General features: G+C 60.1%; 22 protein-coding genes. 1 reads left to right on the top strand and 21 read right to left on the bottom strand.

Features of this window, described 5'->3' with window-relative positions; translation table 11 throughout:
- Positions 1-153: 153 nt before the first annotated feature.
- From DW112_RS09470 to DW112_RS09460, 3 genes are all read right to left on the bottom strand, one after another.
- On the bottom strand, positions 154-1,554 hold the full coding sequence (locus DW112_RS09470) for a phosphoglucomutase/phosphomannomutase family protein (RefSeq protein WP_118328839.1): 1,401 nt from the start codon (positions 1,552-1,554) through the stop codon (positions 154-156).
- 157 nt (positions 1,555-1,711) lie between these two features.
- On the bottom strand, positions 1,712-2,605 hold the full coding sequence (locus DW112_RS09465) for a homocysteine S-methyltransferase family protein (protein WP_118227144.1): 894 nt from the start codon (positions 2,603-2,605) through the stop codon (positions 1,712-1,714).
- A gap of 10 nt (positions 2,606-2,615) precedes the next feature.
- A complete protein-coding gene (locus DW112_RS09460; protein ID WP_117564991.1) occupies positions 2,616-3,038 on the bottom strand; it encodes a metal-dependent transcriptional regulator in 423 nt (140 codons plus the stop codon).
- A 120-nt stretch (positions 3,039-3,158) separates the two neighbouring features.
- Here DW112_RS09460 and pepT point away from each other — a divergent pair, with 120 nt between their 5' ends.
- A complete protein-coding gene (gene pepT / locus DW112_RS09455) occupies positions 3,159-4,406 on the top strand; it encodes a peptidase T (protein ID WP_118227150.1) in 1,248 nt (415 codons plus the stop codon).
- Positions 4,407-4,843: 437 nt separating this feature from the next.
- On the opposite strand, the gene DW112_RS09450 is transcribed toward pepT, so the two are convergent.
- The 18 genes from DW112_RS09450 to prfA form a co-directional block, all read right to left on the bottom strand.
- On the bottom strand, positions 4,844-6,082 hold the full coding sequence (locus DW112_RS09450) for an LCP family protein (protein WP_118328838.1): 1,239 nt from the start codon (positions 6,080-6,082) through the stop codon (positions 4,844-4,846).
- 12 nt (positions 6,083-6,094) lie between these two features.
- On the bottom strand, positions 6,095-7,378 hold the full coding sequence (murA, locus tag DW112_RS09445; RefSeq protein WP_118328837.1) for a UDP-N-acetylglucosamine 1-carboxyvinyltransferase: 1,284 nt from the start codon (positions 7,376-7,378) through the stop codon (positions 6,095-6,097).
- A gap of 88 nt (positions 7,379-7,466) precedes the next feature.
- Positions 7,467-7,859 (bottom strand): ATP synthase F1 subunit epsilon, encoded by a 393-nt coding sequence (gene atpC / locus DW112_RS09440; protein ID WP_006235718.1) that lies wholly within the window; start codon positions 7,857-7,859, stop codon positions 7,467-7,469.
- Positions 7,860-7,862: 3 nt separating this feature from the next.
- A complete protein-coding gene (atpD, locus tag DW112_RS09435) occupies positions 7,863-9,317 on the bottom strand; it encodes a F0F1 ATP synthase subunit beta (RefSeq protein WP_118328836.1) in 1,455 nt (484 codons plus the stop codon).
- On the bottom strand, positions 9,317-10,225 hold the full coding sequence (gene atpG / locus DW112_RS09430; RefSeq protein ID WP_006235716.1) for an ATP synthase F1 subunit gamma: 909 nt from the start codon (positions 10,223-10,225) through the stop codon (positions 9,317-9,319). Before atpG ends, atpD begins: the two co-directional genes overlap by 1 nt.
- 5 nt (positions 10,226-10,230) lie before the next feature.
- Positions 10,231-11,829: a F0F1 ATP synthase subunit alpha gene (gene atpA, locus DW112_RS09425; RefSeq protein ID WP_035138794.1), complete on the bottom strand. Its 1,599-nt coding sequence runs from the start codon at positions 11,827-11,829 to the stop codon at positions 10,231-10,233.
- Positions 11,829-12,305, bottom strand: coding sequence for a FoF1 ATP synthase subunit delta (locus tag DW112_RS09420; RefSeq protein ID WP_117779406.1), 477 nt, complete (start codon positions 12,303-12,305; stop codon positions 11,829-11,831). Before DW112_RS09420 ends, atpA begins: the two co-directional genes overlap by 1 nt.
- Entirely contained in the window at positions 12,295-12,897 is a 603-nt protein-coding gene (atpF, locus tag DW112_RS09415) for a F0F1 ATP synthase subunit B (protein ID WP_006235712.1), read from the bottom strand. Before atpF ends, DW112_RS09420 begins: the two co-directional genes overlap by 11 nt.
- A gap of 15 nt (positions 12,898-12,912) precedes the next feature.
- Positions 12,913-13,107 carry an ATP synthase subunit C gene (locus tag DW112_RS09410; protein ID WP_022094262.1) on the bottom strand — a complete coding sequence of 65 codons (195 nt, stop codon included), beginning with the start codon at positions 13,105-13,107 and terminating at the stop codon, positions 12,913-12,915.
- A gap of 124 nt (positions 13,108-13,231) precedes the next feature.
- On the bottom strand, positions 13,232-14,035 hold the full coding sequence (atpB, locus tag DW112_RS09405) for a F0F1 ATP synthase subunit A (RefSeq protein ID WP_022094263.1): 804 nt from the start codon (positions 14,033-14,035) through the stop codon (positions 13,232-13,234).
- Positions 14,036-14,038: 3 nt separating this feature from the next.
- Positions 14,039-14,350: a hypothetical protein gene (locus DW112_RS09400; RefSeq protein WP_117564996.1), complete on the bottom strand. Its 312-nt coding sequence runs from the start codon at positions 14,348-14,350 to the stop codon at positions 14,039-14,041.
- A 280-nt stretch (positions 14,351-14,630) separates the two neighbouring features.
- Positions 14,631-15,278 carry a uracil phosphoribosyltransferase gene (upp, locus tag DW112_RS09395; protein WP_118328835.1) on the bottom strand — a complete coding sequence of 216 codons (648 nt, stop codon included), beginning with the start codon at positions 15,276-15,278 and terminating at the stop codon, positions 14,631-14,633.
- A gap of 121 nt (positions 15,279-15,399) precedes the next feature.
- Entirely contained in the window at positions 15,400-16,941 is a 1,542-nt protein-coding gene (glpK, locus tag DW112_RS09390) for a glycerol kinase GlpK (protein ID WP_118328834.1), read from the bottom strand.
- A 13-nt stretch (positions 16,942-16,954) separates the two neighbouring features.
- A complete protein-coding gene (locus DW112_RS09385) occupies positions 16,955-17,698 on the bottom strand; it encodes an L-threonylcarbamoyladenylate synthase (RefSeq protein WP_089573104.1) in 744 nt (247 codons plus the stop codon).
- Positions 17,699-17,832: 134 nt separating this feature from the next.
- A complete protein-coding gene (locus DW112_RS09380; RefSeq protein ID WP_128620077.1) occupies positions 17,833-18,324 on the bottom strand; it encodes a type II toxin-antitoxin system HicB family antitoxin in 492 nt (163 codons plus the stop codon).
- A complete protein-coding gene (locus DW112_RS10205) occupies positions 18,291-18,476 on the bottom strand; it encodes a type II toxin-antitoxin system HicA family toxin (RefSeq protein ID WP_089573106.1) in 186 nt (61 codons plus the stop codon). Before DW112_RS10205 ends, DW112_RS09380 begins: the two co-directional genes overlap by 34 nt.
- A 68-nt stretch (positions 18,477-18,544) precedes the next feature.
- On the bottom strand, positions 18,545-19,819 hold the full coding sequence (locus DW112_RS09370) for a HemK/PrmC family methyltransferase (RefSeq protein WP_118328833.1): 1,275 nt from the start codon (positions 19,817-19,819) through the stop codon (positions 18,545-18,547).
- Between the two features lie 589 nt (positions 19,820-20,408).
- Complete coding sequence (prfA, locus tag DW112_RS09365) at positions 20,409-21,476, bottom strand: peptide chain release factor 1 (protein ID WP_055252487.1); 1,068 nt, start codon at positions 21,474-21,476, stop codon at positions 20,409-20,411.
- Positions 21,477-21,770 lie beyond the last annotated feature (294 nt).

The following is a 21,770-nucleotide window of genomic DNA, read 5'->3' as shown; positions in this document are numbered from 1 at the left end:
CGCGCGGCAAGGAGATATATTGCCAGACCCGAGGGGCGCCGGGGGCGGGAATCTGGGCATACACATTTCCTACACAATTTTGGATCCGACTAACGTTTGCCAGCCGTTAACTACCGCTCGCCGAGCATCTCTTTATATGAGGCAGTCTCATGGTTAAAGCGGATACGTCCCCCTAGCTAAAGCACAGCCAGCATCGAGCAACTCATCACGTTCTTCCACCGAGAACCCCTCGGCGTAGACGCGCACCACTGGTTCGGTCCCGCTAGGACGGACCAGCAGCCACGTATCATCCTCGAATGACAGACGCAAGCCGTCCATATGACTAACGTTTTGCGGCACCTTGCCACAAATCGACTTGGGGTTTACGCCCGGCAGCAGGGTTCGTAACGTTTCGGCATCTTCGGCCTCAAGGCGCAAATCGCGTCGACCGTAACTCGTCTTACCAAAACTGTCCTCGAGTTGGTCGACCAGAACGCCCAAAGGCGCGTCCGTCTTTGCCATAAGCTCACACAGAATCAGACAGGCGAGGATTCCATCGCGCTCGGGCATATGCGCGGCGATGCCGATACCACCGGCTTCTTCGCCGCCCATGAGGACGCCGCCCTTCTTCATCTCCGCCGCTATATATTTGAAACCGACTGGTTTGACGGTCACGCGGCAGCCAAGCGCCTCGGCAATGCGACGCACGAGCGTCGAGCATGAAAGATTGACGACGACGCGCCCCTCCAAATTACGAAATTGAACCAAGTCGCCTAAAACGAGCGCCATGATCTGATGCGGATGTATATATCTGCCGCGCTCGTCAACCGCGCCGATACGGTCGGCGTCGCCGTCGGTCACCAGGCCAGCGCAAGCTCCGTCCTCGATAACCGTGCGCTCGCAAGTGTCCACCCAAGGCTCAACGGGGTCGGGGCAGATATCTTCTTGATCAGACGCCTGCCCGGCGTGAATCTCGTGCACCTCAACGCCAAGCTCGCGCAGCAAGTCGGCTAGATAGCCCTGGGCTGCGCCGCCCATGGGGTCGACAACCACGCGCAAGTGCGCGGCGCGGATGGCTTCGGCATCGACAAACGATGCCACCGCTTGCATATAGTCAGGAATGATATCCGCGGTGCGATATTGCCCCTCGATCCCCATTGGCTCGGGAGCCATGGTCTCTTCGAGCTCTTCGATGACATCCTGGTTGGCGGTCGAGCCGTCACCCATGCGAATCTTGAGGCACAGATAACCCTGCGGATGATGGGACCCCGTCACCATGAGCGCGCCGCACGCCTCACCGTCATAAGCCGCCGCCCACGTAAGGGCAGGGGTCGGAACAGGTCGCGAAGCGAGCACGGCGTCTAGCCCGTGCGCTGCTAGCACGCCCGCCGCAAGCTCAGCGAACTCGCGCGCCAGGGGCCGGGTGTCGAACCCTATATATACCGTTTTGCCCGGATTGGTCTTTTGCCACAACTCGCCGACGGCATCGGCGATACGGGCAACGTTATCGGCAGTGAAGTCCTCATCGACGCGAGCGCGCCAACCGTCAGTTCCAAAATGAATTATCGCGCACACGCGCAGACACCTCACAGTGTTTGGATCATGTTACGCATGGGGTATACCCGCAACATGCACTCGGCAACCTGCCGGCACCAGCATTCACCATTTGGGCAAATGCTGCCGAGGACATGCAGGCAATAAAAAACCGCCCCGTATGGAGCGGTTTTGCCCTTTATATATCGAGCGCCTCGGCCATTGCTGCCGTAGTGATTGCCGTGGTTCCACAGCAACTGCCCACCATTGCGGCACCGGCATGTCTCCATTCGATGCATGCGCGCGCGAAAGCTTCAGGGTTCTCGTGCCATACGGGGCCATCCTGAGTCTGGACCGGATCGCCTACGTTGGGACGCACCGTGACGGGAGTCGTCGCCGATGCAACCATCCTGGGCACCGCCGCATTCGCGGCCGCAAGCGAACAGCAATTAACACCAACCGAGTTTGCGCCGTGTTTTTCGGCGTACAAAACGGCTGCCTCGATGTTGAGGCCATCGCCCAGCAGGTCGCCTTTATCGTCAACGACAAAACTCACCAGAACAGGCATGCCGTCGGCGGCATCTCGGGCGCCGGCAAGCATGGGCTGCAGATTACGGATAGACGTCACCGTCTCGATCAGCAGACCGTCAACGCCGGCATTGAGCAAGGCGTGCGCCTGTTCGCGCGCAATGCCGCGGATTTCACGATACTCGGCAGAGTCCTCGGCAAACCACTCAATACCGATCGGGCCCATCGAGCCCAGCAGCAGCTGAGGGTGCGCCTGGCGAGCATCGTCGACGGCCCCGCGATTGACCTCCGCCACGGACGGCGCAATCTGGTCATGCTTGAGGGCATAGCTTGATGCCTGAAAGGTGTTGGTAATGAGCACCTGCGCACCGGCGGCGACATACAAGCGATGGATACGAGAAACGGCCTGCGGCTCTGCCAGATTCCAAAACGCCGGTGGAATGTCGGCGGCGTCGTACTCACTCAACAGAACACTGCCCATGGGGCCCTGCGCCAACAAGGTCTCGCTCGACAAGCGGCGCGTAAGTTCCTCGGCACCAAAGCGATTGTAATAACTCGTATCCATATATATCCCGCTATTCCTCGACGCTGATTCCTTGCTTTTCGAGATAGGCGAGCCAGCGGTTCATCGTGTCCTCGGATAGCGCATGCTCCATCATGCAGGCCTCGGAATCGGCTCGCTCAAATTCGACACCGAGCTCCTGAACCAAAAACGTGCGGATGAGGCGATGACGGTACCAGATAGCCGTGCCAACCTCGCGGCCGCGATCGGTCAGGATTACCTTGCCATAGTGCGATTGCTCGACAAGCTCGGATGCCTTGAGCGCCGAAACCGCTTTATTGACCGATGCCTTGGAGACGCCAAGGCGCTGCGCGATGTCGACCGATCGCACGCCGTTGGTTTCCCCCTCTTCGCTTTCAATGCGAACCATGCACTCCAAGTAGTCTTCGTTCGCCACCGTCAGATGTAGTTCGCGCGAGCTATTTGTCGTATCCATGATCTTCCGTCCCTTCTGCATTCAATGGCTGATTCTACCCCATCCAAGCGTCGCGGTATGCCGTGGCATACCGTGCTAGAGTTCTTGTTGCACACGACGACCAAGATTGGAGCGGTCTTTATGGAAAACACCACCACAAACCCCGATGTCCTCGAGCGCTTTTTGCGCTACGTCCAGATCAACACGCAGTCCGAGGATGCAAACTGCGACCAGGTACCCTCGAGCGCCGTTCAGTTTGACCTTGCCAACGTGCTGGCTGAAGAGCTGCGCGAGCTTGGTGCGGAAGATGCCCACGTGACCGAGCACGCCTATGTCTGCGCGCATATCCCCGCAAGTGCGGGCGCTGAGGACAAGCCCGCCCTGGGCCTGATCGCCCATCTCGACACCACCGAAGTTGCACCGGGCGCCGGCGTGAAGCCGCACATCGTACACTACGAAGGCGGCGACCTGGTCTGCGGCACGGTTGACGGTAAGCCCGTTGCCATGAGCACCGCCAAGCTTCCCGCCCTGAACGACCTCGCGGGTGAGGACCTGGTCTGCAGCGATGGCACCACGCTTCTGGGCGCGGACGACAAGGCAGGCGTCGCCGAGATCATGTCGCTTGTCGCGCGTATCGCTCAGGACCCTTCTCTGCCCCATCCCGCACTCGGCATTTGCTTCTGCCCTGACGAGGAGATCGGTCACGGAGCCGAGCTGTTGGATATCGATACCTTTGGCTGCAAGTACGCCTACACGGTCGACGGCGGCCCCATCGGCGAGCTGGAGTGGGAGTGCTTTAACGCCGCCGAGGCGACCATCCGCTTTGAGGGCCAGTCCATCCACCCGGGCGACGCCAAGGGCCGTATGGTCAACGCAGGCAATCTGTTCTGCGACTTCAACGCGTTGCTCCCCTACGTGCAGCGCCCGGAGTATACGGAAGGCTACGAGGGCTTTTATCACCTTGAGGGTGTATCTGCGACCGTCGATCACGCCACGGCGCGCTATATCGTCCGCGACCATGACGCCGCCAAGTTCCAGCAGAAACTCGACCTTATTGATGCCGCCGCCTCGATGCTCAACCAGCGTCTGGGTGAGGAGCGCGTAACGGTCGAGATTAAGCAGCAGTATCGAAATATGGCCGAAATCGTTCGTGACTATCCCGAGCTTATTGATGTTGCCAAGGAAGCCTACCTTGCCTGCGGCGTTGAGCCCCAAGTGCTGCCGATTCGCGGCGGCACCGACGGCGCGCAGCTGTCGTTCCGCGGTCTGCCCTGCCCCAACCTTTCCACCGGCGGCTATTGCTATCACGGCGTCAACGAGTTCGTCCCGGTCAGTTCGCTCGTCAAGATGACCGACGTGCTCCAGGAGCTCGTCGCCCGCTTTGCATAAGCCTGGCTGCACAAGTCCAAAAGACGAATCGCCCCGTCCTCAACCAAGAACGGGGCGATTTTTTTGCTGCAATGAGAACAGGTTGACGCACGCCAGCCTCTTAACGCAAGGAGTGTCCCAAACTGCCGGCACAAAAGGAACGTCCCCAAGTGCCGCAAAATGACGACATCCACTCTCGCTTTGTAGGTAGTCATTGGGGAGGTTCTTGTTTGACTAGTCGTTTAAAAACGTCCCCAATGACTACCCAACGACTAGTCCGGACCAAGGCAACGCCGATGTTTTGGCAACGACAGCGAAAACCCGCCAGAGCGAGCAAGGTGCCTTGAAACGAGGCGGCATTGATCTTTTGATCATGCCGCCGAAGTTGAAAGGCAGATTGCCGCTCTGGCGGGTTTACAGCGTCAACTGGTTACGCGGGCTGGTAAGCCCGCGTAACCCTAATAGTTGGCTTCGTAGCCGTTGCCGTCGCCCGTGGGCTCTTCATAGTAATCGGAACTGTCGCTCGAATCGCTTGAGTCATCGGAATCGTCAGAGCTGACCGATGAGGTTGCGGTACCGTTTGCGTAGTCGTCAGACGTGTTGTTGTTCAGGTCACCGATCGTAGAGCTGGAGCCGTCGGAAAGACCCATGGTGTTGGGACCCTTGGGATCCTTGCCGGCATCGACGCGCTCCATCATTTCCTTGAGCTCGTCCTCGTAGACAAAGACATAGCTCACGCCGTCGATCATGGTGCTGTCGTCGGCGTACGAGGGCAGGTTGGCCGAGTAGATACCGTCGACATCCATACCGCGCATGGCGTTGACCGTAGCCACGATATCCTGAACGCTCATATCGGTTACGAGCATATCGGACAGCGAATTAACCAGGCCAAAGATCTTCGTGGCATCGAAGTTATTGAGAATCTGGTTGGCAAGGGCGCCAAGCACCTGACGCTGGTGGCGCATGCGTGTGTAATCGCCGTCGGCATAGGTGTAGCGGCAGCGGGCATAGGTAAGGGCGGTGGCACCGTCCATATGCTGCTGGCCAGCGGTAATCTTAATATCCAGGTGCTCGGGGTCGTCAACATCATCGGTTGCGTTAATGTCGATACCGCCAACCGAATCAATCAGCGCCTGCATTCCGTCGAAGCTGACCTCGGCATAGTGGGAAATCTGAACACCGCACAGCTCGTTGACCGCCTCGACCATGGCCTCGGCGCCGCCAACGGTATGGCAGGCGTTGATCTTCATGGTCTCGCCCTTGTACTCGACCTTGGTGTCGCGCGGAACGGAAATGAGCGTCGCCTGCTTTTGCGTGGGGTCGATGCGTGCCAGGATAATCGAGTCGGCACGATACGTATCCTCGCCCGGACGGCCGTCGGTGCCAAGAAGCAGCACGTAGAACGGATCCTTTGCCTCATCGGTGTCAACCAGAACCCGACGCAGATTGTCGGTAATGACATTAGAATCGCCGAGCTTGCCCATAATGGTGGCAAACCACAGGCCGGCAGCGGTAGTGGCACTCAGCAGCACGCCAAGCACGACAATGAGCGCGACGTGACGAATCGTGTGGCTACGACGGCGTTGGCGAGCGCGCTCGGAATAGCGAGCCACGTTATCGCGACTGTAGATCTTGGCCTGCGCACCAGTTGAGGGTCTTCGGGTGGTGGTATCCGCGAGGGGCTTTTTATTAAACATAGGCAACCTGTATTAGTAGATGACGGGATCGGGGACGGTAGCATGCTCGACATGCGCGCCGAGCGCCTGCAGCTTTTCGACAAACTGCTCGTAGCCGCGCTTGATGTGATGGATAGCCGAAACCTCGGTCGTCCCGTCGGCGATCAAGCCCGCTACGACGAGGGCCGCTCCGCCGCGCAGATCGGGCGAGGTAACCTGTGCACCCGAGAAGCCCTTGACGCCATGAATCATGGCATGATGGCTCTCGATACGAATGTCGGCACCCATGCGCACCAGCTCAGAGGCAAACATAAAGCGATTCTCGAAGATGTTTTCGGTAATAACGGAACTGCCGTCGGCAAGGGCGGAGAGCACCATAATCTGCGCCTGCATGTCGGTCGGGAAACCGGGAAACGGAAGCGTCTGGATGTCGACCGGCTTGATACGCTCGGCACGGTTCACATGGACGCCATCCTCGACGCGCTCGCAGTCGATACCCATGAGCTCCATCTTCTTGAGCACCATGCCCAAGTGAATGGGGCAAAAGCCCGTGACATCGACACCGCGATCGTCGGCCATCAACGCACCGGCAACGATAAAGGTACCGGCCTCGATGCGGTCGCCCACCACGCGATGGGTAACGGGATGGAGCTCTTCCACGCCTTCGATAGTCACGACGGGCGTACCGGCGCCAACAATCTTGGCGCCCATCTCGTTGAGCATGTTAGCGAGATCGACGATCTCGGGCTCGCGGGCGGCATTGTCGATAACCGTGGTGCCCTGTGCGCGCACAGAGGCCATGATGAGGTTCTCGGTCGCACCGACGCTGGCGAACTCGAGCGTGACGGTGGTACCGCGCAGACCTTGGGGCGCATTAGCGTTGATGTAACCGTGGGCGGTATCGAACTCAACGCCCAGGGCCTCAAGACCAAGAATGTGTATATCGATCTTGCGAGCTCCCAGGTTGCAGCCGCCCGGCATGGCAATTTTGGCGCGATGGAAGCGGCCCAGCAGGGGTCCCATGACGGCGGTGGAAGCGCGCATCTTGGCAACGAGCTCGTAGGGGGCCTCCCATGAATCGACCTGAGAGGTATCAATCTCGAGCGTGTGCTCGTCGAGAACATCGATCGTAGCGCCCATGCCCTTGAGCACCTTGCCCATCACGTGGACATCGGAAATATCGGGCACGTTCTGCAGCGTCGTCTTGCCCGGCGCCAGAAGCGTTGCCGCCATGAGTTTGAGCGCGGAGTTCTTGGCGCCCGAGACGGGCACGGAGCCTCCGATGGCGTGGCCACCCTCAACGCGGATAATATCCAAGGTCTACCCTTTCAAAAAGCATGCCCGGGGTGGCTGGGCCATCCCGGGCATGATGTGTTCGCAAATGGTCGAACGCTAAATCGTTTGACTATTGGGCAAGCTTGAGCTTACACCATGCGATTTCATTATAGAGGTAGGCGCGGCGTGCATCATCCTCCGACAAATTACCCAGCTTCTCTTCAAAACCTTGAATATCAGCTTTAAGCTTGTCGGCATCGACGGTCGCCAAATCGCAAGCGCGCTCGGCGAGAACGGTCACGACATCGTCCGCAACCTGGGCATAGCCGCCGGCCACGGCAAACGTGTGGTCGACAGTGCCCATGGCCTTATCGGAAACGCGAACGTAACCGCGGTCGATCGTGCAGATCTCGCTGGAGTGAGCAGGCAGAACGCCAAACTCGCCATCCGTGGACGGAATCGACACAAACGCAGCGTCGCCCTCATAGGCGCAGCTCACGGGGCACACGATGCGGATACGCATAACCTACTTCTCCCCCATCTTGCGGGCGCGCTCGCGCACGTCCTCAATCGTGGAAGCATAGCGGAAAGCCTGCTCGGGCAGGTCATCGGCCTTGCCGTCGACAATCTCGGCGAAAGAGCGGACGGTATCCTCGACGCGGACGTAGACACCGGGGTTGCCGGTGAACTTCTCGGCGACGTGGAAGGACTGCGAGAGGAACTGCTGAATCTTACGGGCACGGTTGACCGTAAGGCGCTGCTCCTCGGACAGCTCGTCCATACCCAGAATGGCGATGATGTCCTGAAGGTCGGAGTACTCCTGCAGGAGCTCCTGGACCTTGACGGCGACACGGTAGTGCTCCTCGCCGACGATCGAGGGATCGAGAGCGTCGGAGGAAGACGCGAGCGGGTCGATAGCCGGGAACAGGCCGAGCGACGAAATGCTACGCGAAAGAACCGTGGTGGCGTCGAGGTGCGTAAACGTCGTGGCAGGCGCCGGGTCGGTCAGGTCGTCTGCGGGGACGTAGACAGCCTGGACGGAGGTAATGGAGCCCGTCTTGGTCGAGGTAATGCGCTCCTGGAGGTCGCCCATCTCGGTAGCCAGCGTGGGCTGGTAACCAACGGCGGACGGCATACGGCCCAGCAGTGCGGAAACCTCGGAACCTGCCTGGGAGAAGCGGAAGATGTTGTCGATGAACAGCAGGACGTCCTGGCCACGATCGCGGAAGTACTCAGCGGTGGTGAGGCCGGCCAGACCGATGCGCAGACGCGCTCCAGGCGGCTCGTTCATCTGACCATAGACCAAGCAGGTCTTGTCGATAACGCCAGACTCGCTCATCTCGAGGAACAGGTCGGTGCCCTCGCGGGTACGCTCGCCGACGCCGGTGAACACCGAGGTGCCGCCGTGCTCCTGGGCGAGGTTGTTGATGAGCTCCTGAATCAGAACGGTCTTGCCGACGCCGGCGCCGCCGAACAGGCCCGTCTTGCCGCCACGGATGTAGGGCTCGAGCAGGTCAACAGCTTTGATGCCGGTCTCGAAGATCTCGGTCTTGGTGGTGAGCTCGTCAAAGCGGGGCGCTGCATGGTGGATGGGGTAGAACTCCTCCACCTCAGGCATGGGCTTGCCGTCGACAGGCCTGCCCATGACGTTCCAAATGCGGCCGAGCGTCTTGGGGCCAACGGGCATCTTCATGGGCTCACCGGTATCGGTGGCGATGAGGCCGCGCTGCAGGCCGTCGGTCGAGGACATGGCGACCGTGCGGACGACGCCGCCCGGAAGCTGGCTCTCGACCTCGAGGATCGTGCTCAGATGACCGATCGGGGTCTCGGCCTCGACCGTGAGCGCGTTGTAGATCGGGGGCACCGCGCCGTCAAACTTGACGTCGACGACAGGGCCGATGATACGCACGATGCGACCATCACCGGCAGTCGTCTTCTTGGTGGCTTCCTCGACCGCAAGCTTTACGGTGTTATTAGCCATTACTGTTCCTCCAATGCTGAGGCTCCGCCGACGATCTCGTTAATCTCGGTCGTGATCGAAGCCTGGCGCACGCGACTATACGTGCGGGTAAGGGTCGAGATGATCGCGGTGGCGTTTTCCGTCGCGGAGTGCATGGCCTTGCGGCGTGCACCCTGCTCGGCAGCCGCCGAATCGATCAGGGCCTGGTAGATGACCGTCAGGATATAAGACGGCACAAGCTTGCCGAGAACATGCTCGGGAGAGGGCACGAACTCGAACGTGGACGAGATGCGCTTAGGGGCGTCGGTCTCGTTCTTACGCGGACCGTGGGCCATAGCGATCATCTCGGGGTCGAGCGGCAACAGATGCTCGACGCGAAGCTCCTGATCCACGCGGTTCTTGGCGTGGTGGTAGACAAGCTCGACACGGTCAAGCTCACCGGCACGATACGCATCGCAGATATGAGAGGAGATCATGCGGGCCTGATTGAAATCGGGCTCAGAGGAGTTGCCCTCAAAGTGCATGACAACGTTTGCGCGGTCACGGAAATACGTGGCCGGCTTACGCCCGCACGCGATGATCTCGCACTCGATGCCGTCGTTCGCCCAAGAAGCGGCGAGCTTTTCGGCCGTGCGCTCCACCGTCGTATTGAAACCGCCGGCAAGGCCGCGGTCCGAGGCAATAACGACAATCAGGCCATGCTTGACGCTCTCATGCTTCTGCAGCATGGGATCGGTGCCCGAACAGGAGGCGTCGCCGGCGACCGTCAACATGACGTCGGTCAGCGCCTCCTTATAGGGCTCGGCCTGCTTGGAGCGATCGAGGGCACGACGAATCTTGGCCGTAGAGACCATCTCCATCGTGCGCGTGATCTGCTTGGTCGTGGTAACCGAGGAGATTCGCTTCTTAATGTCGCGAAGGTTGGCCATGGGGCTTAGTTCTCCTCTGATCCAGAAACATCCGAATGGTGCTTGGCCATGAACTGCTGCTTGAAGTCGCCGATGACGCGCAAGAGCTCAGCCTTGGTGTCATCATCGATCTTCTTGGCGCGAACCTTGTCGAGCAGCGAGCCAAAGCCATTGTCCATGTACTCGATGAGCTCGGCACGGAAGGGCAGCACGTCGGCGATCTCCAGGTCATCCAGGAAGCCCTCGTTGCCAGCGAACAGCGTAACGATCTGCTCGCCAACCTCAAACGGCTTGTAACGCGGCTGCTTCAGGAGCTCGGTCATGCGAGCACCATGGGTCAGCTGCTTTTGCGTGGCCTCGTCGAGGTCGGAGCCGAACTGCGTGAAGCCGGCGAGCTCCTGGTACGAAGCAAGGTCCAGACGGAGGTTGCCGGCGACCTGCTTCATGGCCTTGGTCTGCGCATCGCCACCGACGCGGGACACGGAGATGCCCACGTCGACTGCCGGGCGCTGACCCTGGAAGAAGAGCTCGGACTGCAGGTAGATCTGACCATCGGTAATGGAAATGACGTTGGTCGGAATGTAGGCCGAGACGTCGCCGTCCTGGGTCTCGATGATCGGCAGTGCCGTCATGGAGCCGTAACCGTTCTTCTTGGACATCTTGACGGCACGCTCGAGCAGACGAGAGTGCAGGTAGAAGATGTCGCCAGGATAGGCCTCGCGTCCGGGCGGACGATGCAGCGTCAGCGACATCTGACGGTAGGCCACAGCCTGCTTGGACAGGTCGTCGTAGATGACGAGCACGTGGCCGCCGGGGTTGGTCTCGCTGGCGGGCTTGCCGTCCTCGCCGTTGTACATGAAGAACTCGCCGATAGCGGCACCGGCCATAGGCGCGATGTACTGCATAGGGGCGGAATCGGCAGCGGTGGCCGAAACGATGATGGTGTAGTCGAGCGCACCGTGCTGAGCGAGGGTCTCGCGGATGTTGGCAACCGTGGAGGCCTTCTGGCCGATGGCGACATAGATGCAGACCATGCCCTTGCCGCGCTGGTTGAGGATAGCGTCGATGGCGATGGCGGTCTTACCGGTCTTACGGTCGCCGATAATGAGCTCACGCTGACCGCGGCCAATAGGCACCATGGAGTCGATAGCGAGCAGACCGGTCTGAACCGGCTCGCACACCGGGGTACGATCGATGACGCCGGGAGCCTTGAACTCGATGGGGCGACGGTGCGTGGCGACGATGTCGCCCAGGCCGTCGATGGGCTGGCCGAGCGGATTGACGACGCGGCCGAGCATGGCACGGCTCACGGGGATATCCATAATGCGGCCAGTGGTGCGGCACTCGTCGCCTTCCTTGATGGAGTCGACCGCACCGAACAGAACGGCGCCGACCTCGTCACGGTCAAGGTTCTGGGCAAGGCCGAAGACGGTCTCACCGGTATCGGAGCTCTTGAACTCCAGAAGCTCGCCTGCCATGGCGCTCTTGAGGCCGGAGACGCGCGCGATGCCGTCGCCTACCTCGTCGACCGTTGAAACCTCATGCGTATCGACCGTCGCGGAGAGGCTCGTGAGCTGCTCCTGCAGTTTCTTGGCGATATCCTGGGCATTGAGGGTTTCGGACATTAGGCTTCACCTCCGTACGAATTAGCAGAGTTTGCGAGGGTCTCCTGCGCGATGCGCAGCTGCGTCTTGACGGAAATATCACGACGCTCGCCGCGGGCCTCGAGCACCAGGCCGCCCACGATAGACGGGTCGACCCGCTCGATAAGGAATACCTTGCGGCCGAAGTCCTGCTCGCATTTCTTAGTGATGGTTTGACGCAGCTCGTCGTCGAGCGGGATCGCCGTGGTGACGGTCACGCCCACTACATCCTCGTCTTCCTCGGCAACATACTTAAAGGCAGCTGCCACCTTGGGAAGAAGGTCGAGCTGGTCGCGCTTGGACATGGTGTCGAGCACGGCGATGATCTCGGGGCTGGCAGAAGCCAAGCGTTCGATCATCTCGAGGTCCTCGAACACATGGTTCTCGGCCTTAGCGGCTTCCAGAAGGGAGCGCGCGTAGGTCTCGAGCACCTTGTCCTGATAGCGGCTAGTCGGCATTCAGGCTACCTGCTTCCTGGATGTAGCGCTCGATGAGCTTCTTCTGCTCGGCATCGTCCTCGAGTGCCTCGCCCACGATCTTGGTGGCGACGGCAACGGACAGGTCGGCGATGGAGCTCGCGGCACCGGCGTAAATGGACTTGCGCTCGTCCTCGACGGTCGTATGGGCCTTGGCGATGATCTCCTCGGCCTCCTTGTGAGCAGCCTCGATGATACGGGCGCGCTCGGACTCGGCGTCCTTACGGGCCTCGAGAACGATGTCGGCAGCCTGACGACGGGCGTCGGTGACGATCGAGTCGGACTCAGCGCGCTTGGCGATAGCCTCCTGCTTGGTCTTCTCGGCCTCGTCGAGGCTCTCCTCGATCTTCTTGCCGCGCTCCTCCATGGTTTTCATGATGCCCGGCAGGGCGACCTTGGCCAGCACGATCCAGATAATCAGGAAGGCGATAAGCGCTGGGATGAACTCCGCCATCTTAGGGATGAGGATGTCCGCACCGGCAGCGCCGTCCTCGGCGAACGCGGAAACCGGCATGAGCAGCGCGGCCGCGGACGCGGAGAGTGCGATCGCGCTCTTCTGGGATGAAAGATTCATACTTGACGCTCCGTGCTATTTAACGATCAGCGCGACAACGAAGCCGATCAGAGCCAGAGCCTCGCCGAAGGCGGAGCCCATGATGAAGACGGTGAACACGCGGCCCTGGACCTCAGGCTGACGGGCCATAGCACCCGTAGCACCCAGAGCAGACAGGCCGATAGCAAGACCAGCGCCGATAACACCGAGACCGTAACCGATAACTCCCACGATTCCTCCTTTGTCGTGCGTGTCTTATTTCACGCAGGATAACCTTTTTATAACTGCCGGGCTCCATGGGTACGGGCACCGGCGGTTTAACGAATTGCCTTACCTTTAAGGCGCGAACGGAAGACTACTCCTCCTCTGCGACCTCCTCTGCCTCGGAGACATACACGGCGGTAAGGACCGTGAAGACGTAAGCCTGGATGGCGCCGACCACAAGCTCGATCGCATAGATCAGGATGAGGATGGCAAGCCAGGCCAGCGAAGGCAGGGCGCCGACGGCGTGCGCCGCGGAAACCTGCTGAAGCAGCGGCTGCATGAACATGCTCGCCATGATGGCGAACGAGCCCATGACCACGTGTCCTGCGAACATGTTGCAGAACAGACGGACGGCGAGCGTGATGAGGCGCAGGAAGGTCGAGAAGAGCTCGACGACCCACACGAGCACGTTCATCGGGAAGCTCACGCCCTGCGGGGCGAGGCTCTTGATGTAGCCGATCACGCCGTGAGCCTTGCATCCGTAGTAGATGAAGTACACGAAGGCGAAGATGGCGAGCGCGGCGGTGGAGCCGATTGCGCCGGTGCCGGGCTTCATTCCCGGAATCAGGCCGATCATGTTATTGATCAGGATGAACAGGAAAAGCGAGCACAGGAACGGGAAGTGCTTCTTCCAGTTCTCACCCACGACGCCCTTGCCGATATCGTTCTCGACGTACTCGATGATGTACTCGAAACCGTTGACGAAGAAGCCCTTGGGGACCAGGGTCTGCTTCTTCTTGAACACGGCCAGGACGATCAGGAGCACGATCGTGGAGACGATCAGCCAAAACGAGTACTGCGTGATGCCGCAGCTCAGATCGCCCACGACAGGGGTGGAGCTGAACTCGCTGACCAGATGATTAATCTCATCAGGCAGCTTTTCAAAAATTTCCACGACTTACCTTTCGACCTCATGAGGATCTCGCAGCGCCTTGACGACACGAACCGTGCAGGCAGCCATAAAGGCCACGAAGCCGATCGCCTCGCCCAGGAGGAACATGCGAAATGCCTCTCCGAACAACACAAACACAACCAAGGTAAAGACGAGCAGGGCGATTGCCGAGACCGCCAGACTCACCATACCCTTGAGCATGTCCGCATTCTGTTTATCGTCAAGAACCGGCTTGAGCGTAAAGACAAAGGGAAGGAAGGCAATTGCGCCCGCGATGGCGCCTGCAACGATAGCGAGCAGATCGGCTATCTGAAACACTGGCGTCCTCACTTTCCTTTTTAACGCTTCACAGAACAGTTCCCGCCAAACATTGGTGACTATTGTACGAGCCAATCGCTAAAGTACAACCGAAAAAGCATCGGTTAATACGCACCTGTTCGTTTTCTTAAGACCTTCTTTATGCCGCAGGTACGGTAATACGTTTTTCTCGAACCCTGCAGGGCAAAACGTCCGTTAACAGGAGTGCGCGCGGTCGCCTTTTGTTCGTCCGCGCGCACCGTTTCTTCGTATTTGCAGCCGCGGCCGTTTAGCCCAGCGACTAGAGCGTGCCGTAGATGCGGTCGCCGGCGTCGCCCAGGCCGGGAACGATGTAGGCGGCCTCGTTGAGATGGTCATCGATGGCGCACGTATAAATATGTACGTCAGGATCTTTCTCGGTCAGCGACTTGAGGCCCTCGGGGGCCGCGACGATGCACAGCATGCGGATGTCCTTGACACCGCGCTCGCGCAGGTAGCTGATAGCCATCTCGGCCGAACCGCCCGTGGCGAGCATGGGGTCGACAACCAGGCAGATACGCTGGTCGATATCCTTGGGCATCTTGCAGTAATACTCATGCGGTTCGTGGGTGACCTCGTCGCGCTCCATGCCAATGTGGCCCACGCGGGCAGAGGGCACCAGGTCGAGGATGCCGTCGACCATGCCAAGGCCCGCGCGCAGGATGGGGACGATGGCGAGCTTCTTGCCGGCAAGCTGCTTAAACGTGGCGGTGGTGATGGGAGTCTCGACTTCGACATCCTCCATGGGCAGGTCGCGCATGGCCTCGTAGCCGTCAAAAAGCGCGAGCTCGCGCACGAGCTGACGGAACTGGTTGGTGCCGGTCTCCTTGTCGCGCAGGATCGACAGCTTATGCTGGACGAGCGGATGATCGACAAGCGTCACGCGGGACGTATCGTAGGTAACGGTCATGGGTCTTGCCCCTTTCGTTGCGGCCGGAAGATGGCCTTGCTGACAAGGCACGCCGCGATGCTGTTGCCACGCGCCGTGCATAAGTTTAGCGGTTTGTTGTATCGAGTGCCCCGTCACAGCCCTACTGAGCGGTGCTGAGCGAACGCTTGACCGCATCGTGCCAACCGTCCAGGTTGCGCTCGCGACGTTCAACGGACATATGGGGATGGAACGTCTTGACGATCTGGGCGTTTTGCTCCAGCTCCTCCAGATCCTCCCAATACCCAACCGCGAGGCCCGCCAGATAAGCGGCGCCGATTGCCGTAGTCTCCACCGACTCGCATTGCAGTACAGGGATATCCAGCAGGTCTGCCTGGAACTGCATGATGAACTCGTTGCGCGAGGCGCCGCCATCGACGGACAGGCGCTCGATCGAAAGACCCACGTCCTGCTCCATGGCACGCAGCACGTCGTAGCTCTGATATGCCATGGATTCGCAGGCGGCACGTACGATGGTCGCACGGCTCGAGGCGCCGGTCAGACCGCACACGATACCGCGAGCATGCGGGTCCCACCAGGGAGCACCCAAACCCGCAAAGGCCGGAACGAAGTAGCAGCCCTCGTTGTCGCTAATCGAAGCGGCGAGTTGTGCCGACTCGCTCACGCTCGAGATGATGCCCATGTTGTTGCGAAGCCAGTTCATCGTTGAGCCGGCGGCAAAAATAGAGCCCTCGAGCGCATAGCTGACTTTGCCGTCCGCAGCGATACCGATGGTGGAGACCAGGCCATTCTTGGATTCGACAATCTCGTCGCCGGTGTTCATGAGCATAAAGCAACCCGTGCCATAGGTGTTTTTGGTCTGGCCGGGACGGAAACAGCAGTGGCCGAACAGCGACGCCTGTTGGTCACCCGCCACGCCCATGATGGGCGGCATGTTGGTCATGATGTCGCTCGCGACGCGGCCGTAGTCGCCCGAGCTCCAGCGAACCTCGGGCATCATGGAACGTGGAACGTCAAAGAGTGCCAGCAGGTCGTCGTCCCAATCGAGCGTATGGATATTAAAGAGTGCCGTGCGGCTGGCATTGGTGTAGTCGGTGGCAAAGACCTGGCCGCCGGTGAGGTTGTAGATGAGCCAGGTGTCGATGGTGCCAAACATGAGGTCGCCCGCCGCCGCGCTTTCGCGTGCGCCGTCGACGTTGTCGAGAATCCACTGCACCTTGGAGGCCGAGAAATACGGGTCGAGCGTGAGTCCCGTGCGGGAGCGCACCAGCCCTTCTGCGCCCTGCTCGACAAGCTCGTCGATCAAAGGTGCGGTACGGCGGCACTGCCATACGATAGCGTTATAGATCGGCTGACCGCTCACGCGATCCCAGACCACCGTGGTCTCGCGCTGGTTGGAGATGCCGATGGCAGCAATGCGGTCGGAGTGGATACCGCTCTTAAACTGGACTTCCATCATGACGGCGATCTGGCTAGCAAGGACCGCCATGGGGTCTTGCTCCACCCAGCCGGGACGCGGGAAGCTGGTTTTGACGCTGCGACGTGCCTGCGCGACGATGCATCCGTACTCGTCGACGATGGTCGCAAGTACCGAGGTGGTGCCGCAGTCGAGCGCCATGATGTAGGAACCGCCAAAGTCAAACGAGGCATCTTCCATGCCCAGGCTGCCCAGATTCAACGACATCGCTTAAACCTTTCTATTGCATCGGGTCGGACAGGACCCGTTCGATCTCTGATGCGGGAAGTGCGCCTTGGCGCAGGATCTGGAGCTCGCCGTGCTGAAACGACACGATGGTCGAGGCGTCGCGACACGGGGTCTCACCGGCGTCGACGGCAACATCGACCCCCTCCAGGATGCGACCCTCCACCGTGATAAAACTTGCCGGCGCGGGCGCGCCATGCGTGTTGGCGCTGGTGCAGGCAAGGGGGCTGCCACAGGCGCGAATGAGCGCCTGCACCACGGGCGAGGCCGAAGCGCGAAGTGCCACCGTGTCGTCGGCAGCGCGCATAAAGGTCGGCACGCAGGGGGCTGCCTTGACCACGATAGTCAGGGCTCCCGGCCAGCATCGTCGCGCGAGTATGCGGGCATCTTCCGGGATATCCACGCCATAGCGGTCGAGTGCTTCGACGCCATCGACCAGCCAAGCGACGGTTTGCGTGAGTTCACGTTGCTTGAGAGTGAAGATACGGCGATAGCCGGTGCCGAGTGCAGGAACTGCGGCGCCATTGACGGCAGCCTGCGGATCGCGCGGCCACGATGGGAATTCGCTTGTATCTTGGGGCACGGCGTCCGAGAAGGCGTTGACTGCCACAGCGACACCGTAGACGGTCTCGGTCGGGATCAAAGCCAGGCCGCCGCGGCCGAGCACCTCGGCCGTGCGCTCGACGGCAAGCCGATGCGGCTCGCGCGTTCCCTCGTATACCCGATAGACCGTCTGCATGTGTATGCCAGCCCCTTACGCTCTGGTGCAAGTTTGTTTACTGTGGGGCATTCTCGCACGAAACGTTCAACCTATTTGCCCAGAGCGCATGTTGGTTTGGTGAGCGGCTCTAGTAGTCGGTGAAAGTGAGGGGGTTATTGGACTGCGACGAACTTCTTTGGCCTGCCGGCGTGACGTTCTTGGGCGGCGTAACGCTCGATGCTGTCTATCGTTATCATCCGACGGCCGTCGACGAGTTCAACATCGAGCTTTCCGGCTTTGACCAGCGCGGTAATCCGCGGAGCGGAGACTTTGAGGTCCAGCGCTGCGTCTTTAAATGTTCGGCACGCCGCTTCCCGAGCGTCCTCGTGGTCGATTTCGACTGAAAGGGCCACGACCTCGGCCGAGCGTTCGTACCCTGCCGGAGTCAAACCGTTGTTGAGGTCGTCGGCCAAAAACGCCATCAGTGCCTCGGTGGCATGGGCAATCGCTTCTTCGCGCGTATCGCCATCGGCAAAGGCGCCGGGAATCTGCGGGAAGCTAGCGCAGTAACCATCGTCTTCTTTTATGAGAACGCAGTCATAGGTAAATCGCTGCCTCATTTTGCCTCCAACTACCATCCAGCTTGGCGACGAATACTTGCCCACGTGCCCTTCTTTGGTCGATCACCACCAGAGCCGTTCACGGTGACAACGCGGTCACCAGAAACATACTTAGCATGACTACCGACTTGCGCGACCTTCACGAATCCATCGTGCTTGAGTAGGGCAATGATTTCCCGAAAGGTAGGAGGTTGCATGGGCCGACCTCTTTCAGCCGTCCTAATTATAAACTACTTTATAATTTTTGCTAACCAGTTAATAAATATTACTGGCGTTGCTTGGGCTCGGTGACGATGGCTCGGACAATGCGGGGGCGATCGGTGAGGTCGTGGACGATACGCACGTCCGAAAGGCCTGCTTGACGACAGAGCTCGGCCGCGGCGTCGAGCGCGCCCTCGTAGAGCTCGCAGGCAAACAGGCCGCCGGCACGCAGCATGTAGGGCGCCGCGTTGAGCAGGCGGCGGAAGATATCGAGACCGTCGGCACCGCCCTCGAGCGCCAGATCGGGCTCAAAGTCCTTGACCTCATGCGGCAGCGAGCGCATGACGTCGGTCGGGATGTAAGGTGGGTTGGAGACGAGCACATCAAAGGTGCCCCACTCTTCGCGGGGAATGGAACTCACCAGGTTTGTGAGGCTGAAGGCGACCTCGTCGGACGTGAAGCCAAGCGCATCACGGTTTTTGGTGGCCAGATCGATGGCGCGCGGCTCGATATCGGTAGCAGTGCAGGTAACGTGGCCGCGGCGCTCCCAGGCAAGGGAGAGCGAAATGCAGCCCGTGCCGCAGCCGACCTCGAGAACGCGGGCAGTGCGGGGCTCGGCTGGGGCAGATACGTTGGCCTCGGCGGCATCTTGCGCGGGAGTCGCCTGTTGGTCGTTGTCCTCAATGGCGATGCCGTATTCGTCGAGCTCGGGCTCGGGGGTTTCCATGGCCTCTGCTTCTGCCGCTTCGGCTTCTGCCGCCTGCGCGGCGGCTTCCTCGGCCTCGCGGTCGGCCAGCTCCTCGGCATAGGCACGACTGCCCAGTACGTCGCCGCCTAGCGCCGCCTCATCGGCAGCCGTCAGGTTAGCGGCACGGCGCTCGGCAGTCGCCCGTTCGTCTGCCAGCGCGGCCTCGGCCTTGCGTGCCTCCTCGACCTCATCGTTCCAAGGCAGCTCAACACGCTGACGGGCAGCAGCCTCGGGGCTCAGCACCTCGGCATCCAGATAATTGAGGACTTCCTCGACGAGCATCTCGGTCTCGGGGCGCGGAATGAGCACACCGGGGGCGCACGCGACGTCGATCATGCGAAACTGCGTGCTGCCCGTGATGTATTGCAGCGGCTCGCCCTTAGCGCGGCGGACAACGGCCGCATGCATGGTCTCGAGCTGGGCCGCGTTAAGCGTCTCGTCCATACGCATATATAGGTCAATGCGCGCCAGGCCCGTGGCGGCGCACAGCAGCCACTCGGCAGAAAGACGGGGGTGCTCCTCGCCGCGCTCGGCCAGGTACTCCTTGGTCCACTCGAGACAACGCTTGATGGTCCAGATCTCGTTTGCCATGGGGTCCTCCCCTCTTAAGCGCCGGGCGGCGCGCGAATGTCGGAGCAGATTGTACGCGAGGCCAGCGCTTGGCAAGGGACGATTGAAGGCGATTATCGAGAATCAGCCCAGATTTTTGCTTGGAGCCCACCTGAAGTGTTCATTCGTCGACGTCTAAATCTGCATCCGTCAAGTTTTTGGCAAGGTTGCCCCAAAACTGACCAATATCTAACCAAAAACTTGCCACATCGCTTGACGCGCGACGCGTCAAAAATCGCCCCGCGACTTCTTGGACGATTTTTCGAGCAATATTTTCGATAGCGGACTTATGCCGTCAATTACCTTAAGCAGGTAAGCAGCTCAAATGCCATAACAGCCGACTGAATAAAATATCAAGGCAATGTCACCAATGACTCCCTACGGATCATTTGACAACCAAGGAAACGCCAATGTTTTGGCAATGTCAGCGAGCGACGTCCAGAGCGAACAAGTTGGCATGAAAAAGGCAAGGCATAGACCTTCTGGTCATGCCTTGCCTTTTGAATGACAAATTGTCGCTCTGGACGGCGCGCAGCGTCGAGTCGTTACGCGGTTTGTAAAACCGCGTAACCTACACGGCCTGTGCCAGCTTCTCGGCACGCTCGGCGGCGGCGAGCGCCTCGATGACGGTGCCGAGCTGGTCGCCCAGGAGGACGCCGTTGTAGGTGGAGTTGAAGCCGATGCGGTGATCGGTCACGCGGTCCTGGGGCTGGTTGTAGGTACGGATCTTCTCGGAACGGTTGCCGTGGCCGATCTGGCTCTGGCGCTCGGCACCGAGCTCCGCCTGCTGCTTCTCGAGCTCCATCTCGTACAGACGGGCGCGCAGCATCTGCATGCAGACTTCGCGGTTCTGGATCTGGGAGCGCTGTTCCTGCGACTGCACCACGGTGTTGGTGGGCAGGTGGGTGATGCGCACGGCGGAGTAGGTGGTGTTAACGCACTGACCGCCAGGGCCGGAGGCACAGTAGGTATCGATGCGCAGGTCGGACTGGTTGATCTGAACGTCGATCTCCTCGGCCTCGGGAAGCACGGCGACGGTTGCCGTGGAGGTCTGGATGCGACCCTGGGACTCGGTCTTGGGAACGCGCTGGACGCGGTGCACGCCGGACTCGAACTTCATGACGGAGTAGACGCGGTCGCCCTCGACCTTGAACTCGATGGACTTAAAGCCGCCGGCCTCGCTGGGGCTGGAGTCGAGCACGGTGGTCTTCCAGCCGCGCGACTCGCAGAAGCGCTGATACATCTTGTACAGATCGCCGGCAAAGATAGCCGCCTCGTCGCCACCGGCGGCGGAGCGAATCTCGACGATGGTGTTCTTGTCGTCGTTGGGGTCGCTCGGGATGAGCATGTACTTAATGTCTTCCTCGAGCTGGGGAAGCTTGGCCTCGTTTTCGGAGATGTCCATCTGGAGCATCTCCTTCTCATCGGCATCGGTCGTATCGTGGAGCATTTCCTTGGCAGCCTCGATGTCATCGAGCGCGCCGATGTACTCGCGCGAGGCGGCGATGAGGTCGGACTGGTGCGCGTACTCCTTGTTGAGACGCGTGAACTCCTTGATGTCGGAGGCAACGGCCGGGTCGGAAAGCTTCTTCTCGAGCTCCTCATAGGCCTTGATGATCTTTTCGAGCTTGTCGCGCATGGCGGGACTCCTTTATATGCGTGAAGGTGAAAATCGGCAGAGTTGATGGGGCGCGCGGCGCCGCTGCGGGGGTAAGCCCGGCTAGAACATGTCGATCTTCAGATACATGCGCATCCCTTCGCGTATGGGGTACATAGTTGCGGTCTAACCCATATATGATAGCGTGCGCAGGCAAACCTGCATATAACCCGCACGGAATGAGTGGACATAGCCGTTGGGGACGTTCATTAACGACTAGTCGTTTAAGAACGTCCATTACAGTCGAAATTGTCAGCCCGGGCCCGTCTCGGGCTA

Origin of the sequence: Collinsella sp. AM09-41, assembly GCF_003473245.1 — a bacterium.
GTDB lineage: Bacteria > Actinomycetota > Coriobacteriia > Coriobacteriales > Coriobacteriaceae > Collinsella.
This window is presented reverse-complemented; position numbering and strand designations above follow the sequence as displayed.

Coding starts and splice junctions, on each gene's coding strand:
- DW112_RS09465 (WP_118227144.1), bottom strand. CDS start 2,605: ATGGATACGAGTTATTACAATCGCTTTGGTGCCGAGGAACTTACGCGC.
- DW112_RS09460 (WP_117564991.1), bottom strand. CDS start 3,038: ATGGATACGACAAATAGCTCGCGCGAACTACATCTGACGGTGGCGAAC.
- pepT (WP_118227150.1), top strand. CDS start 3,159: ATGGAAAACACCACCACAAACCCCGATGTCCTCGAGCGCTTTTTGCGC.
- DW112_RS09450 (WP_118328838.1), bottom strand. CDS start 6,082: ATGTTTAATAAAAAGCCCCTCGCGGATACCACCACCCGAAGACCCTCA.
- atpC (WP_006235718.1), bottom strand. CDS start 7,859: ATGCGTATCCGCATCGTGTGCCCCGTGAGCTGCGCCTATGAGGGCGAC.
- atpD (WP_118328836.1), bottom strand. CDS start 9,317: ATGGCTAATAACACCGTAAAGCTTGCGGTCGAGGAAGCCACCAAGAAG.
- atpG (WP_006235716.1), bottom strand. CDS start 10,225: ATGGCCAACCTTCGCGACATTAAGAAGCGAATCTCCTCGGTTACCACG.
- atpA (WP_035138794.1), bottom strand. CDS start 11,829: ATGTCCGAAACCCTCAATGCCCAGGATATCGCCAAGAAACTGCAGGAG.
- DW112_RS09420 (WP_117779406.1), bottom strand. CDS start 12,305: ATGCCGACTAGCCGCTATCAGGACAAGGTGCTCGAGACCTACGCGCGC.
- atpF (WP_006235712.1), bottom strand. CDS start 12,897: ATGAATCTTTCATCCCAGAAGAGCGCGATCGCACTCTCCGCGTCCGCG.
- upp (WP_118328835.1), bottom strand. CDS start 15,278: ATGACCGTTACCTACGATACGTCCCGCGTGACGCTTGTCGATCATCCG.
- glpK (WP_118328834.1), bottom strand. CDS start 16,941: ATGTCGTTGAATCTGGGCAGCCTGGGCATGGAAGATGCCTCGTTTGAC.
- DW112_RS09385 (WP_089573104.1), bottom strand. CDS start 17,698: ATGCAGACGGTCTATCGGGTATACGAGGGAACGCGCGAGCCGCATCGG.
- DW112_RS10205 (WP_089573106.1), bottom strand. CDS start 18,476: ATGCAACCTCCTACCTTTCGGGAAATCATTGCCCTACTCAAGCACGAT.
- DW112_RS09370 (WP_118328833.1), bottom strand. CDS start 19,819: ATGGCAAACGAGATCTGGACCATCAAGCGTTGTCTCGAGTGGACCAAG.
- prfA (WP_055252487.1), bottom strand. CDS start 21,476: ATGCGCGACAAGCTCGAAAAGATCATCAAGGCCTATGAGGAGCTCGAG.